Origin of the sequence: Natrinema sp. HArc-T2 (assembly GCF_041821085.1) — an archaeon.
In the GTDB taxonomy this organism is placed as follows: Archaea; Halobacteriota; Halobacteria; order Halobacteriales; family Natrialbaceae; genus Natrinema.
Map to the genome: position 1 here is coordinate 263,723 of NZ_JBGUAZ010000005.1, position 14,128 is coordinate 277,850.

A 14,128-nucleotide genomic window follows, 5' to 3' on the forward strand; every position below is an offset into this window, starting at 1 on the left:
GATCGAGCAGGGAGTCGTGCCGTCCGACAGTATCAAGGATCACCCTCGCCAGCACCCGACATGGACAAACGCGAGCGCCTCGAGGCCTACCTCGAGTCTCACGACCTCGATTCGGTCTGGTTCGCCCGGCCGAACTCGTTTGCATGGCTGACCGGCGGGACCAACGTCGTCGACCGCGAGGGCGACAGCGGCGTCGCTGCGGTCGGCTACGACGGGACCGACGTAACCCTCGTGGCGAACAACATCGAAGCCGATCGGATCGTGAGCGAGGAAGTGCCTGATCTAGACGTCGACGAACTCGTGGTCGAAGACTTCCCCTGGCACGCGTCGTCGCTGGACGAGGCCGTCGCCGAACACGTCGGCAGCGACGAGCGAGCAGCGATCGACATCGCTCTCTCCGGGTTCGAACGCGTCGATCCGACGCCGCTGCGCCAGCCGCTGACCGAGCGCGATCGCGAGCGATACCGCGAGCTTGGCAGGCAGACAGCCGCGGCCGTCGAAGCCGTCTGTCGCGAACTCCAGTCCGGTGACACGGAACACGAGGTAGCCTCGGCCCTGCGAGTCGCGCTGTCGGCCCGCGACATCGAGGCCCCGGTCGTCCTCGTCGGCGGCGCAACCCGGGCCCAGCAGTATCGCCACTACACGCCGACCGAGGCCGAACTGGGCGAGTACGCGCTCGTCTCCGTCACCGCCGAACGGGCCGGCCTCCACGCGAGCTGTACCCGTACCGTCGCGTTCGACCCGCCCGCGTGGCTCGAGGAACGCCACGAAGCCGCGGCCCGCGTGGAGGCGACGGCACTTGCGGCGACGCAGGACGCTGCAACTAGTAGTGACTCTGCTGGCGATGTCTTCACTGCGATCCAGCAGGCCTACGACGCGGTGGGCTACGAAGGCGAGTGGGAGCACCACCATCAGGGCGGGGCCGCCGGCTTCGCTGGCCGCGAGTGGATCGCCACGCCGGACCACGATGCGCCGGTCGAAGCGCCGATGGCGTATGCGTGGAATCCGACGGTGCAGGGCGCAAAAAGTGAGGGGACTGCGCTCGTTACCGACGACGATATCGAAGTGCTGACGGCGACAGGACGGTGGCCGACGACGTCCGTCTCGGCAGTCGATCGAGATCTCGAGCTGGAACGACCCGCCGTGCTCGAACTCGAGCCGTAACGGCTGTAGCGTCGATTCGGAAGACTAGCCGTCTTCTTCGGCGGTATCGTCCTCGTCAGTCTCCGTGTCGACGGATTCGACCTCCATCTCGTCATCGAACTCGAGCGCATCGGTTTCGGTCTCAGCGTCCGCGTCTCCCTCGCCGAGCGTCGGTGCGCTGTCATCGACGGTGATCGTCACCGGTTCCGTTTCCTCGAGGGCGTCCGGTTCGTGTTCGCTTTTCCGGTCGAGGACACGATCGAGCCTGAAGATGGTGTTTAATTCCTGTTGAACCTGATCGACGACATCGCCGACGAGGTCGCTTGGCTGGATCGCGGTGTACTCGTAGGGATTGTTCCCGGCCCCCTCGCTGGCGCGTTTTTCGCGGCTGACGCGGGCTTCTTCGTGGAGTTCCGCGAGTGCCTCGCGAACCGTACTCGGGTAGAGGCCAGTCCCCTTCGCGACCTCCTCGGAGGTACTGCCCGGATTGGCCAGCAGATAGACGTAGATTTTCGCCCGGGTTTCCGTGTCCAGAATCCACGAGAGCAGATCGACGATCCGCTGGTCGAGTTCCTCGACGGTCGGACTGCGGCCGAGTTCGGTCTCGACGACGTCGTCCGGTCCCTCGAGCGATTCCTCTCTCTCGTCAGCGTCGTCGACCGGATGGTCGTCTGCGTCGTCGGAACTCATGTGGCGTCTCGTACAGGATGAGGCCTCGCGCGGAGTTAAACCTTTGTGAGGGAGTCACTCGGTCTGCAGGAACAGCGACTCACACAGCGCGTCTGGCCCCTCCGCTTCGAACAGTCGTCGCTGTCGTTGCGCACCGCTTTCGCGCTCGTAGACCTGTTTGATCCCGTCGATACCGAGCCGTTCGCACTCGCGGTCGACGAGGTCGCCGAGGTCCACAGTGCCCTCGAGATCGCGGTCGATAAACGACGCGTCCTGGCCGTAGCGGATGGCCCGCCACTTGTTCTCGTCGAGCAGTTCCCGGCGGTGCTGGTGGCCGCTGGTTCCGTCCTCGTACTCCTCAGCGAGCGCCTCGACGAGCGCATGGGCGTACTCGACGAACGCCATGACGACGTCGGGGTCGGCCTGTCCATCCGGCGTCCGCAGTTCGACCGTGCCGTGTTCGGTGTGGGGCCGCACGTCGTACCAGAGTTCGCCCCGATCGTTGATCGAGTCGGTCTCGAGCATCAGCCGCTCGAAGCGATCGAAGTCCTCGAAATCCTCGAAGTAGGTCGGCATCCCCGTGTTCGGCAGCGCCTCGAAGATCTTCGCACGCGCGGACTGGAGCCCGGTGTCGAACCCGTTCCAGTAGGGTGAATTGGCAGAGAGCGCAAGCATGATCGGGACGTACCACCGCAGTTCGTTGGCGATCCAGACCGCCTTGTCGGCGTCGTCGACGCCGACGTGGACGTGGACGCCCGCGGTCGTGTTTCGATGTTGTGGGTACTGAATGCGGTCGAGTTGCGCCTGATAGCGGGGTTTCTCGGCGTGCTCGAGTTCCTGCCACTTCGCGAGCGGGTGGAGGCCCGCGGCGGCGATCCGGTAGCCGTGGGCCTCGGCGTGGTCGACTAACGCCTGGCGGATCGCGAGCAGCGACTCGCGGGCGTCGTCGAGATCCTCGATCAGCGGCGTCTGGGTTTCGATGACGAATTTAAAGAGTTCGTGATCGAGCCGCCCCTCGAGGATCTCGGGCGGGTCGTACTCGTAGACGAGGTCGTCGGTCCCGCTGGTGGGCCGGCCGGCCTCGTCGACGACGAAACACTCCTCTTCGATTCCCAGCGTTCCCATGCGCGTAAACGCGTCTCGCGACCCGCGTTCCATCGTCTCACGTTTTCGGGCGCGGTGGTAAATACCGTTTGGACTCGGGAGCGTCTCGCCGTTGGCACGGACGATGGCAGCCGCCGGAGCGGGCCAGCCGCGTCACTGCCGAGAGCGTGAGCGGGTCAGACAGACTTCTGCCAGCCAGTGCCAGCGCACCCGCATATGGTGTGGGGTGCGCCGGAACACGGTGACAGCAGCCCGTGTCAGTCGTCGGCCGGTCGCCCAGCCGCCGAGGATGCAGGCAGCGGCTCGTCGAGCATCTCCCGGAGGTCGGCTTCCGGTTCGCCGATCGGCTGGAGCCCGAACTCGGCGTTGAGTAACTCGACGAGTTCGGGGGTGAGGAAGTCGGGCACCGTCGGGCCGAGACGGATGTCCTCGACGCCGAGGCTGAGCAGGCCCAGCAGGACGGCGACGGCTTTCTGCTCGAACCACGAGAGGACGACCGACAGCGGCAGGTCGTTGACCCCACAGTCGAACGCGTCGGCGAGTTCGGCCGCGATCTTCACCGTCGAGATCGAGTTGTTACACTGCCCGAGATCGATGTAGCGCGGGATCTCGGTGCCGGGAACGGTCCCCAGCTCGAGGTCGTTGAACCGGAACTTGCCACAGGAGGTCGTGAGAACGACGCAGTCGTCGGGGATCATCTGGACGAGTTCGCGGTAGTAGTCGCGGCCGGGCGTCGGGCCGTCACAGCCAGCGACGACGAAGAACCGGCGGAGCTTCCCGGACTCGACGGCCTCGACGATCTCGTCGAGCTGGTCGAGGACCGGTTCGTGGTGATACCCCGTCGTCACGGTTCCGTCCTGTGCCCAGTCGGCCGCCGGTAGCGATTTGGCGGTCTCGATCACCGGCTCGAAATCGTAGCCGTCGACGGACTCGACGTCCTCGAGGCCGGCGAGGCCGGTCGTGAAGAACCGGTCGCGATACTCCTCTCGGGGCGGTTGGACGCAGTTCGTCGTACCGACGATCGCACCGGGGAAGTCCGCAAAGAGGATGCGCTGGTCGTGCCACGCCCCGCCGACGTTGCCTTTCAGGCTGTCGAACTTCGCGAGCGCGGGGTAGCCGTGGGCGGGTAACATCTCCGAGTGGGTGTAGACGTTGATCTGCTCGTCGTCGGCTTCGACCTGTTCCAAGAGCCGCTTCAGGCCGTAGAGGTCGTGTCCCGTGACGAGAATCGATTTCCCCTCGACGTTATTCTGTGGTACCGTCGTCGGTTCGGGGACGCCGAGTTCCTGCGTGTGGGCCTCGTCTAACAGTTCCATCACGTCGACGGCGGCGTCGCCGGCGCGCATCGCGAGGTCGGCGTGGTCGTCCATGCTGAAGTTGACGTTCGTCAGCGTCGAGTACAGCGCTTCGTGGACGAAGCCGTCGACATCGGGATCACGGTACCCCATATCCCGCGCATGGGTCGCGTACGCGGAGATCCCTTTGAGACCGTAGATGACCAGGTCCTGAAGGCCGTTGAGGTCGGGCTCTTTCCCGCAGACGCCAACGGTCGTACAGCCGCCCTCGGGGGTCTGCTCACACTGGTTGCAGTTCATACGCGACACGTCGATAGAGGACTGAATAAGTGGCGAGTGGAATTCCCGCCGTATCGAAACCCACGGGAAGACGTTCGCGCGATCTTTTATAAGTGTCTTCGTGGGGCGGCGACGACGGATCAATCACCTCCGAAACCGGAGCCAGCGAGGCGGGTTACAGTGGTCTATCGCGGTCGCGCGACGACTCCGAGGTGGTCCGCGTGATACGCCTCGAGTCGTTCAGTCTCTAGAATATCGTACCCCTCGGACAGTTCCTCGCGCACGTCTGCGAAGACAGCCGACGGCTCGCGGGTCACGTCCTCACTCCTCGCTTTCACCGCCAATAGCAGTCGGCCATCGTCGGCCAGGAAGCGCCGGTTCTCGAGTGCCACGCGAGCCTGCCCGCGCGTCGCCACGTCCTGTATGATGACATCGACGTCCGACTCGACGACGTGGGCGTAGGTCTCGGGTTTCCGGGCGTCTTTCAGCAGCGGAAAGAGTTGCGGACGGCTCTCGGCGGCCTCGAGTAAATCACGGGCCGGCCGCGCGGCGAACTCGACAGCGTAGGTCGGACCGGCGAAGTCAGCGACGTGGCTCACCGTCGTCCCGCTTGCCGCGCCGAGATAGAGGACGGTTTCACCGCCCGCGAGACCGGTGTCCATCTCGAGGTCGAGCATCGCGCCGAGTTTCGACCGATTGGGGTTCCAGGCTCGCCATTCCCCATCGGTGGGCTCGCCGTAGACCGGTTCGCCGCGGGTCGCGAGCCGGTCGGTGCCGTCGAACGTGTGGCGCTCGACGCCGGTTGGGAGGTCACTCATCGTCAGCACCTCCATCGTCGCCCGTCGTCCGCGCCTGAATCGTCTCGATTCGCTCCGCGAGTTCGGCCTCGAGTTCGGGCTTCAGCTCACCCGAGTAGTGGTCGACCCGGGCGGCGATGGCGAGTTTGCCGGCGACCGCACGCGCTGCAGAGCCCCGGTCGTCGGGATGGGTACCCCGGACCGCGTCGTGGGTGTAGATGATCCCGTGTTTGGGCGAGGGAGCGTGGCCCCGCAGGTGGGCGAACAGGGCGTCTTCCGCGCCGAGCACCTGAACCGTGCCGCTTGGTTTCTTCGCGAGTTGCTCGAGGCCGCCGGCCAGCGAGATCAGTCGTGCCGCGAGGACTGGATCGGCAAGTGCCGCGAGGTTCGGCGCGACGGCAGGTGTCTGGCGTTGGATGAACTCTCGGAGGTCGTCCGCCTCGTCGGCGAGGTCGGCGACGCGTCCGGCGAGCGAGCGAACTGCGGGTTCCTCGAGCGCGTCGTCTGGTTCACCGCGTGCCAGTTCGCGGGCGTACGCGACGCCGGTGCCCGCATCTGGGTCGACGGTGCCGGCCCACTCGGCCAGCCGTTCGGCGAGTTCGTTCGCCGTCCGGTTGCAGTCGTCCATCGCGCGCACCGCGTGGACGAGCTGACGGTCGTCGGCCCGCTCGCGTTCAGTCACTGCTGCCCGCGTGGCTGCCGTCGTCGCCTCGCGGACGGCGTCGTAGTAGTCGTCCTCGTCGTCCGCGAATCCGGCCTCGAGCGCGAGAGTCGGCCAGTCGCGGGGCTCGTCGGCGCGGCCCTCCCGGACCGCAGTCGCCATCGCGTCGGGATCGTCGCGGTCAACGTCCGCGAACCATCCGTCCGTCGTATTCATGCACGCCCGTTCCCGCCGCGGGCGATTAAAGGCCCCGTTCGTGGCGTTCGGATCGCGTGAGGAATGGCACGCTCGAGTAAGTTGGAACGAAAAAGAGGCGCGTCAGACGCCGAACGTCGCCCGCAGCATGTCGCGGGTGCCGGGCCCAAGCCCGACGGCGACGACGGTGATCATGAGCAAGACCGCATAGCGAGGGTTGTCATCGAAGACGGTCTCGTCGAAGATCCAGATGACGAAGACGGCGGCAGCGAGCTTGACGAACAGGAACGGCCAAGCCGACCCGGTCGCCGAGACGACGCTTTCGGGCAAGATGTCGGCCGTCGTGCTGGCGATCGCTGCGTTGATCGGATGTTTGGGGACGAGGTTCGCCGGCAGCCCCAGCGTGGTCGCCCAGTCGAGGCCGACGACGTTCGCGACGCCGTCGACCGCGTGTGCCCAGATGACGACGATCCCCATATATTGGGTGCCGCGGTTCAGTTCGGGGGCGAACCGCACGATTGCAACCCAGGTGATCGCTGTGGCAAGCGTCGCACCGACGAGGGTGACCAGCGGGATCAGCGGGTAAAACTCCGAGTACGGCTCCGTCGCCGCTATATAGCCGAGATAGGCGACCGCCACCGTCAGCAGCGTCGTCCCGATCCCGGCCAGCGGGTACTCATAGCCCGAGACGTAGTCATTGTGGTCGAGCCAGATGGAGCTCACGACCGCCCCGAGGGCGATAAAGAAGACCGTGAAGTAGATCAGCGGGCTGATGATGAAGCCGGACCAGGGCAACTGGATGGCCATCTCGCCAGTGTACTCGTAGGCTGCGGCGTTAGCGTCCTCGACGACGCGGAGGGCACCGCCGAAGAGCATGAACGGGAACAGCGCGAAAAAGCCCGCGCGGTAGCGCTCGATCTCGAGGCGGCGAATGATGAAGATGATCCCGATTAGCAGGAGGACGAGCGTCGGGATGTAGCCGGCATACGAGACGAACGTGTAGCCCGGTTCAGCGGTCGGACCGGCGTTCGCGCCGGCCTCGAGCTGGCTGCAGGCCACTTGCTGGCCGTCGGCCCACGCGACACAGGGCCAACTGTGGGCGTCGGCGACGACCGGCCCCCAGAAGTACTGCCAGATGAACTCGACGTACACTCGCTGGGGGAACAGGACCGCGCCGAGGACAACGATGGCGGCGAGACTCGCGACGGTCGCGGCCCAGACACGCTCGGGCCCGAACCGGTCGATGAAGTCGTCCATACCCGAACCCGGTAGTGGGGGCCGCTTACCGTTTCCGGTTTTCAACGAGCGAGACTGTCGGGCCAGTCGACTTCGAAGGCCAGTCGGTTTACGCCTCGACTTCGCGGGCTGCTGCGAGCAATTCGTCGTGAATCGCGCCGTTTGATGCGACCAGTCCGTCGCTGTCGTGTCGCCAGCGCTTACCCTCGAGATCGGTGACGACGCCGCCGGCCTCACGAATGAGCTGGACGCCAGCGACGGTGTCCCACGGGTTCGCCCGCAGGTTGGTCATCGTCCCCTCGAGTGCGCCAGAGGCGACCATCGCGAGCTCGAGTTGGGCACAGCCGAAGCGTCGCATGTCGCCGAAGCGTTCGACGAGCGCGCGAGTAGCCATGGCATACTGTTCGCGCTGATCGAAGTCCCACCAGAACGTCGGGCAGACGGTGGCCGCTTCGGGATCGGCGCAGTCGCTGACCGACAGCGGTTCGTCATTGCGATATGCCCCCTCTGGGCCGACGCGGTAGCGGTCCGCGAGGGCGGGACAGTCGAACGCGGCACCGACGGGTTCGCCGTCGACGACGGCTGCCACAGCAGTCCCGAACGCACGGATTCCGCCGACGTAGTTGTTGGTCCCGTCGATGGGATCGACGATCCACGCGGGCCCCGTTTCAGGGACCTGTTTCAAGGCGTCGGCCTCCTCGCCGACGATCGGATCGTCCGGAAACATCTCTCGGATGGTTTCGATGACGGTCTCCTGTGCGTCGTGGTCGGCCTGCGTGACGACATCGGTTTTTTCGCCTTTCTGCTCGACTGGGATATCCGTCCGAAACGAGTCGACCGCGACCGCAGCACCCTCGCCGGCTGCACGGACGGCGACGGCTGCACGACTGCCAGCATCGGCGTTGCTCATTGCCATCTCTCGGCGGCCCTCCCTCAAAAGTAGCCGTGATATTGGCTCGAGCGCCGTGCTGTAGCTAAACGACGGCGATTCCCTCGACGAACCAGTGGCTGGTCTTTGGTGGCAGCGACGTCCAGAAGTTTGCGAGGGCAAGACGCTCCGTCTTGCCGCGCACTATGGTGAGTGCGAGGGGAGGGGATCGAACCCACGAACTCCTACGAGAGCGGATCTTGAGTCCGCCGCCGTTGACCGCTTGGCTACCCTCGCACGCATCTCGCTCTGAGACGCTCGCAGGGGTTAAATCGTCCGATTGCCGCTCGAGCGCCACTCGATCACGAAACGCATCGCTCGCGGACCGACGAGACCCCGCGGCGCGTAGAGGCAGCGGACCCGCTCACGTCGCTCGGCTCTCGAACTCCGTCTCCGTGTACCGCTGATCGCAGTTCAGACACTGGTAGCCCCCCTCGATGTGGGCGTACAGGCGTTCCCCGCAGTGCTGGCAGCGACCGTATGGCTGAGCCATTAGGCCAATATGGTCCTCGTAACGGGATAAATACCGTGCTTACACACGCTACGGACTACCTAACCGACGGCGTTACCCGTCTATCGGTCCTCGAGTCGACCATGGACGACCACACCCGCGATCCAACCGTCGACCCACCAGCCGGGGCCCCGACGGGCTGGAACGAGTCCGCAGGTCGCTGGGAGCACGCGACGTTGCGCCGGGCGACCGTCCACGGCGTGCGGCTGTTCAACGACGGCGCGTTCCACGAGTCTCACGACTGCTTCGAGGCGGAGTGGTACAACTACGGGGCCGGCACCATCGAGAGCAAGTTCTGTCACGGGATGGTCCAGGTGGCTGCCGGTGTGTACAAACGCGTCGACTTCGAGAACGACAGCGGCATGCGGAGTCTCTTCGAGACGGCACTGGGGTATCTCACAGACGTGCCCCGCGACTACTACGGCGTCGACGTGCTCGCGGTCCGAACCACGCTGACGAACGCCCTCGCGGACCCGACGCGGATCGACGGCTGGCAGCTCACACTCGACGGCACACAGCCGATCGCTCACAGCGACGACTACGCGTACGCCGACGCGCTCGAGGACTGACCCCGTCAGAGACCGAATCGCCTTTCCCCTTTCAGGCGTACTAATAGGTAATGAGAGTTGCACAGCTCGGGTCGGGAACGCCGGAGATCGCAGTCGTCGCGGGCGTCCACGGGGACGAACCCTGTGGCGTCCGGGCCGTCGAGCGATTGCTCGACGATCGCCCGACCGTCAAACGCCCCGTCAAGCTCATCGTCGCCAACGAGAAAGCGCTCGAGCGACGGGTGCGGTTCGTCGACGAAGATCTCAATCGCACGTTCCCCGGCGATCCGAACGCCAAGACACACGAAGGCCAGCTCGCACACGACCTCGTCAGCGAACTCGAGGGCTGTCTGACCTTCTCGATGCACTCCACGCAGAGCCACGCCGATCCCTTCGCCATCGTCAACGGTGTGAGCGAGACGGCCAAGGCGATCGTCCCGCAGTTGCCCGTCACGGCGATGGTCGAGACGAGTAACTTCGCGGACGGACGGCTCTTCTCGACGGTCGACACCGTCGAGGTCGAGTGTGGGCTGCAGGGCTCGGAGACGGCCGCCGAAAACGCCGACCGGTTGACGCGCGCGTTTCTCACCGCCGTCGATGCGTTGCCCGGCGATACCGTCCGTCGTGATCTACCCGTCTATCGACTGACCGACGTCATCGACAAGGAACAGGCCGACACCTACGAGGTCTTCGTCGAGAACTTCACGGAAGTCGAAGCCGGCGCGCCGTTTGCCGCAGCCGACGGCAAAAAACAGGTCGCCGACGAGGCGTTCTACCCGGTGCTCATGTCGCCGAACGGCTACCGGAACGTCTTCGGCTACACCGCCGAAAAAGTCGACGTTCTCGAGTCACCGACGGCGGCCGACTGAGAATCTGAAATCGCGAGGACACAAGGCATATCCCCCTCTCCCCCATATGAACGTGTATGGAGTTCCCACCGAACCAAGGTCTCGATCAGGAGGAGGTCAACGAGCAGGTCGCCGAAACGCTCGAGGAAAACGAAATCGTCCTCTTCATGAAAGGGACCGAACTGATGCCCCAGTGTGGCTACTCCCGCAAAGCGCTTGGGCTGATCAGCCAGCATCGCGACGAGTTCGAAACCGTCGACGTCCTCGAGTCACTCGACGAGTATCGCGTCGCACTTAACGAGCAAAGCGGCTGGGAGACGATCCCTCAGACGTTCGTCGACGGCGAGTTCGTCGGCGGCTCCGACATCCTCGAGGAACTCGACGAACGCGGTGAACTTGCGGAGACGCTCAACGCGGCGTAGGGCGTCCGACCGTGAACGCAGATTTGTCACGAGTCATCTCTCACGGATTTAATAGCAGGTCATATAAGTCGCGGCCTCGTAGTAACAGACCACGACTGTCGCCGTAGACACCTTCCCACTATGTCAACAGAGGAATCCAGACACGTATATCGGCTGCACTCGACACTCGAACTGCCCCTCGAAGATCTCCATGACCACATCGACGACGCAACGTTCCCCGACGGAGTCGACGACGTCGAGATCACGCGGCGCAACAACACGCTGATCCTCAAAGCCGTCGCCGAGGATCAGTCCGTCAGCAAGTACACCCCGACGGCCCAGCTCAAAGCCAGCGTCACGGAAAACCGGGTCTACGAAGAGGACCCCGACGAGCGCCGGCAGAAGTCCTTTAGCTGGGACGAGGACGAAGAAGAGGAGATCGAATCCGAACTCGTCGAGTTCGCCGCGTTCAAAGGCGACCGCGAGACCGTCCTGCAGAACTCGCTGCTGCAGTACCAGATGTTCCTCGTGCTCTGTGGCATCGCCGAAGCTGCCGAGAAAGGAACGCTGACGGCGATCTCCGAACGCGACGGCGATCTCGAGGCGACCCGGATCGTCGACGGCGAACCGCGACCCGCCGACATCGAAGTCGTCGAAGGCCCCCGCGACCACGGCTCGGGCCAGGGCGGCGTCAACTGGCGGGACAACAAGTTCATTACGGACTGACGGTATGTAGCAGATACATACCTGTCGGCAGATCCCATTCCCTTCTTAGCGAAGCCGCTATCTTGAGGACCAGATATCATATAAGCCTATTTACTTCCATGCCATTGATGCTAGCTGGCCAATGTTAAGAAATTAGTAAGTGGGGTTCTGTTGAAATTATATGTCAACTCTCACTATTACCCCTCCTGGATTAGCTAAAGGAAAGGAGTACTGGGTAGATATTGAGGTCCCCTATAGCAAAATCGTGAAAAAATGGAAGAGGAAATATAAACCTCGTCTACATCAACATGTCAAAAATGGGCGTTTGCAAAAGCGAGTTCTATCTATCTATTTCAAATCTATGGGTAGAACAGATTTCCCTCATGAGCGAGATGATGCTATAGAGGTGCTAGAGAACGAAAGAAAAGAATGGGCAATTAATCTATGTTGCCAATTTGAATTTTCATCGGGGATCAGCACTGATACGATTCGACAGTTTGCTGAAAAGGGGGAAGAAGAAATCATAAATATCGGACTTGAAGACGAATATAATCAAAATATTGGAAACGGAGATTCAAATCCCAATAAAGACGGTCTGACTGCGCTGTGTCAACTGGCAAAGCCTGATCTCCTAAGGGAGATGCTTATCCACTCTAGAGTTTCTAGCCGCTACCCAAAATCTGTTTACAAGAGAGATTCCGGCGGTGTTCCTTCGATTAATAACTGGGACGACCTAATCGATACTTTATCAAAAAACAGTGTAGAGAACTATGCCGTATGGCATCAGTTTGAGCATGAAGGAAGTCGATATATTGCGATAGAACAGGAAGACCGAGATGGTGTTGAACGTCAGGTTGGCGGAAACATAGAGCAGGAACCGGCCAACCTCATAATCCTCCATTTCGAAGGGCCATATTTAGATATCTATACAGATAATCGGAGTTCAGCCAATCTCACACAATCAGGTGTGAATAGGGACATTTCCGGTGAAGAGTATGAAGAAGATAGGAATACAGTTACTCCTAGTGAAGTAGGCGACTTTGCTAAGAATATCTCAGAGAAGGATAAGGAACGGCAGGAAGATGATGCAAACCTTGATTATGTATTGACTGATCTTCATGTGTCAAGGACAACGCTAGCGAACAATCCTGAACTAAAGTTGTCTTCTGCGAGCGGTATTGGTAAGTCAGTTGAGGAACTGAGGAATTTAGGTTACGACCTTTTATCTGATCCAAAGCATATAGATAGGCTGAAGATCAAGTTTAATGGATATACGTTCACTGTAACGAACTCAAAGAGGAGGACTGGAACAGGAGACACATACAGAGAATTGGTGTATGGTTGCCATGCAGGATCATCTATACGGAAAGATTTTGAAAACTTGATGGAAAAAGAGTTCCAGATAGATATTAAGTATCAATCTTCGTCATGAGATCCAAAATAGATATTATATTATCGGATGGTAGAGAAGTTGAAGATAGCGAGATAAGAATTTTAGAACAAGAAATAGATTCAAGTTTGTATACCACAGGTACAAAGAAATTCTATAAATGTTCTCATCCTAGTGATCCAGACTATGAATACATACCTGATCGGAGCTGTGAGGGAACTGTAGATGTTGATGCAGAGAGATTAGTCTGTGAGAAGTGTAGTAGGATAATTACTGACCCACAAGGGAAAGAAGAGTTTCAAAGTGAGATATTATATCTTAATAAACGGGGTGTGAGGGACAAAATACGAAAGAGAGTAAAAGAAGAATTTGATACGACTGCGACCACAGTGAGTAGAAGCTACTTTGACCGTAAGTTTAGCTATGTTCTGGATGTTGAGGACCCCGATATCAATATTTTCATTCTATCTTCGAGTATTAGTGCCGAAGTTGCAGAATGGTGTAAGGTATACAATGAAAAGCCTGTTTTTGCACTGATCGGAGACGCTCGGTCAGTATCAAATAAACTTTCTGACCTGCGGATCCCACATTTTGGCTTTTCAGAGGTTATTTCTGACGATTTTGTTAGTATAATTTCTGAGGCAGACCGTGGACTGCTCTCTGATCGGGAACTCCGCGCAAGTCTCTCGCACCGCCTTTGTTCAGACAGAGAAGTTCTAGAACAGATGGAATACGATGACTTTGAAAGATCTGTACAAAATTTGCTCGCAGGTACTATTGCTACTAGTTCTCTGCTTGGCTCATCGGAGGCTGGCAGCGGTGTCCCAGATGGGCTACTGACTCTTGATTACAGTAGCCCTCCACCGCTCTTTATGTGGGACGCGAAATTTGTAGACTATACTTCTGGTGAAAGGACAAAAACGACGCTCAAGAGCGAGTATGATAAAATATTAAGACATGAAACGAGCATCGAGTCTGTTCCAAGCATTGACAATAATTTTGACGGAGTGGAGGGTATTATCCTATTTACGCCTGGTATAAAAGAATCAAATGTGAAGAGGTTAGCAGAATTTATAGATGAAAATAGATTTCTTCAAAATAGTTCCGGGAATAGCACTATCTGTTATTTCAAATTCGACGCTCTCTTGGAATTATTTAATTTATATACGAAGAACGAATCCAATGTCCAAAGAAAAGAACGAGGATTCCGAGCAACACTGCATAGATATATGACATCCTCCTCAAAACACGATTCAGACACGGATATCATAGATAATACAGAAAACTGTCTCGAGATGGATATTGACGATATACACAATGTATTCTCTCGCGTTGCATCTCTGGGGATTGAACAGAAAGAGATCCCCGATGAGGAGTATTTATCCTTTTTAGAGATGATGAGTACCTAACCCGAAGAA

General features: G+C 60.0%; 15 protein-coding genes and 1 tRNA gene. 7 read left to right on the forward strand and 9 right to left on the reverse strand.

Annotation, left to right across the window (positions count from 1 at the left end; translation table 11 throughout):
• Nucleotides 1–60: 60 nt before the first annotated feature.
• A complete protein-coding gene (locus ACERI1_RS14075; RefSeq protein ID WP_373618946.1) occupies nt 61–1,164 on the forward strand; it encodes a M24 family metallopeptidase in 1,104 nt (367 codons plus the stop codon).
• A gap of 24 nt (nt 1,165–1,188) precedes the next feature.
• Here ACERI1_RS14075 and ACERI1_RS14080 read toward each other — a convergent pair whose 3' ends face one another.
• The 9 genes from ACERI1_RS14080 to ACERI1_RS14120 form a co-directional block, all read right to left on the reverse strand.
• Nucleotides 1,189–1,833 (reverse strand): helix-turn-helix domain-containing protein, encoded by a 645-nt coding sequence (locus ACERI1_RS14080; protein WP_373618948.1) that lies wholly within the window; start codon nt 1,831–1,833, stop codon nt 1,189–1,191.
• A gap of 54 nt (nt 1,834–1,887) precedes the next feature.
• Nucleotides 1,888–2,970, reverse strand: a complete 1,083-nt coding sequence (locus tag ACERI1_RS14085; protein ID WP_373618949.1) for a glutamate--cysteine ligase — start codon at nt 2,968–2,970, stop codon at nt 1,888–1,890.
• A 203-nt stretch (nt 2,971–3,173) separates the two neighbouring features.
• Nucleotides 3,174–4,511: a hydroxylamine reductase gene (hcp, locus tag ACERI1_RS14090; protein ID WP_373618951.1), complete on the reverse strand. Its 1,338-nt coding sequence runs from the start codon at nt 4,509–4,511 to the stop codon at nt 3,174–3,176.
• Nucleotides 4,512–4,675: 164 nt separating this feature from the next.
• A complete protein-coding gene (locus ACERI1_RS14095; protein WP_373618953.1) occupies nt 4,676–5,308 on the reverse strand; it encodes a fibrillarin-like rRNA/tRNA 2'-O-methyltransferase in 633 nt (210 codons plus the stop codon).
• On the reverse strand, nt 5,301–6,164 hold the full coding sequence (locus ACERI1_RS14100) for an NOP5/NOP56 family protein (RefSeq protein WP_373618954.1): 864 nt from the start codon (nt 6,162–6,164) through the stop codon (nt 5,301–5,303). The genes ACERI1_RS14095 and ACERI1_RS14100 overlap by 8 nt, the downstream gene beginning before the upstream one ends.
• A 102-nt stretch (nt 6,165–6,266) precedes the next feature.
• Nucleotides 6,267–7,400, reverse strand: coding sequence for a DUF63 family protein (locus ACERI1_RS14105; protein WP_373618956.1), 1,134 nt, complete (start codon nt 7,398–7,400; stop codon nt 6,267–6,269).
• An 88-nt stretch (nt 7,401–7,488) separates the two neighbouring features.
• The gene (locus tag ACERI1_RS14110; RefSeq protein WP_373618959.1) at nt 7,489–8,289 is read right to left on the reverse strand and encodes an inositol monophosphatase; all 801 of its coding nucleotides are present in this window, start codon (nt 8,287–8,289) and stop codon (nt 7,489–7,491) included.
• A 172-nt stretch (nt 8,290–8,461) separates the two neighbouring features.
• Nucleotides 8,462–8,544, reverse strand: a tRNA-Leu gene (locus ACERI1_RS14115).
• Nucleotides 8,545–8,671: 127 nt separating this feature from the next.
• On the reverse strand, nt 8,672–8,800 hold the full coding sequence (locus ACERI1_RS14120; RefSeq protein WP_373618961.1) for a hypothetical protein: 129 nt from the start codon (nt 8,798–8,800) through the stop codon (nt 8,672–8,674).
• 101 nt (nt 8,801–8,901) lie between these two features.
• Here ACERI1_RS14120 and ACERI1_RS14125 point away from each other — a divergent pair, with 101 nt between their 5' ends.
• From ACERI1_RS14125 to ACERI1_RS14150, 6 genes are all read left to right on the forward strand, one after another.
• Complete coding sequence (locus ACERI1_RS14125) at nt 8,902–9,387, forward strand: DUF309 domain-containing protein (protein WP_373618962.1); 486 nt, start codon at nt 8,902–8,904, stop codon at nt 9,385–9,387.
• A 50-nt stretch (nt 9,388–9,437) separates the two neighbouring features.
• Nucleotides 9,438–10,235, forward strand: a complete 798-nt coding sequence (locus ACERI1_RS14130; protein WP_373618963.1) for a succinylglutamate desuccinylase/aspartoacylase family protein — start codon at nt 9,438–9,440, stop codon at nt 10,233–10,235.
• Nucleotides 10,236–10,291: 56 nt separating this feature from the next.
• Nucleotides 10,292–10,636, forward strand: a complete 345-nt coding sequence (locus ACERI1_RS14135) for a glutaredoxin (protein ID WP_138779951.1) — start codon at nt 10,292–10,294, stop codon at nt 10,634–10,636.
• A 120-nt stretch (nt 10,637–10,756) separates the two neighbouring features.
• Nucleotides 10,757–11,341 (forward strand): hypothetical protein, encoded by a 585-nt coding sequence (locus ACERI1_RS14140; RefSeq protein ID WP_373618964.1) that lies wholly within the window; start codon nt 10,757–10,759, stop codon nt 11,339–11,341.
• Nucleotides 11,342–11,501: 160 nt separating this feature from the next.
• A complete protein-coding gene (locus tag ACERI1_RS14145; RefSeq protein ID WP_373618966.1) occupies nt 11,502–12,752 on the forward strand; it encodes a hypothetical protein in 1,251 nt (416 codons plus the stop codon).
• Entirely contained in the window at nt 12,749–14,119 is a 1,371-nt protein-coding gene (locus tag ACERI1_RS14150) for a hypothetical protein (RefSeq protein WP_373618968.1), read from the forward strand. Before ACERI1_RS14145 ends, ACERI1_RS14150 begins: the two co-directional genes overlap by 4 nt.
• Nucleotides 14,120–14,128: the final 9 nt, after the last annotated feature.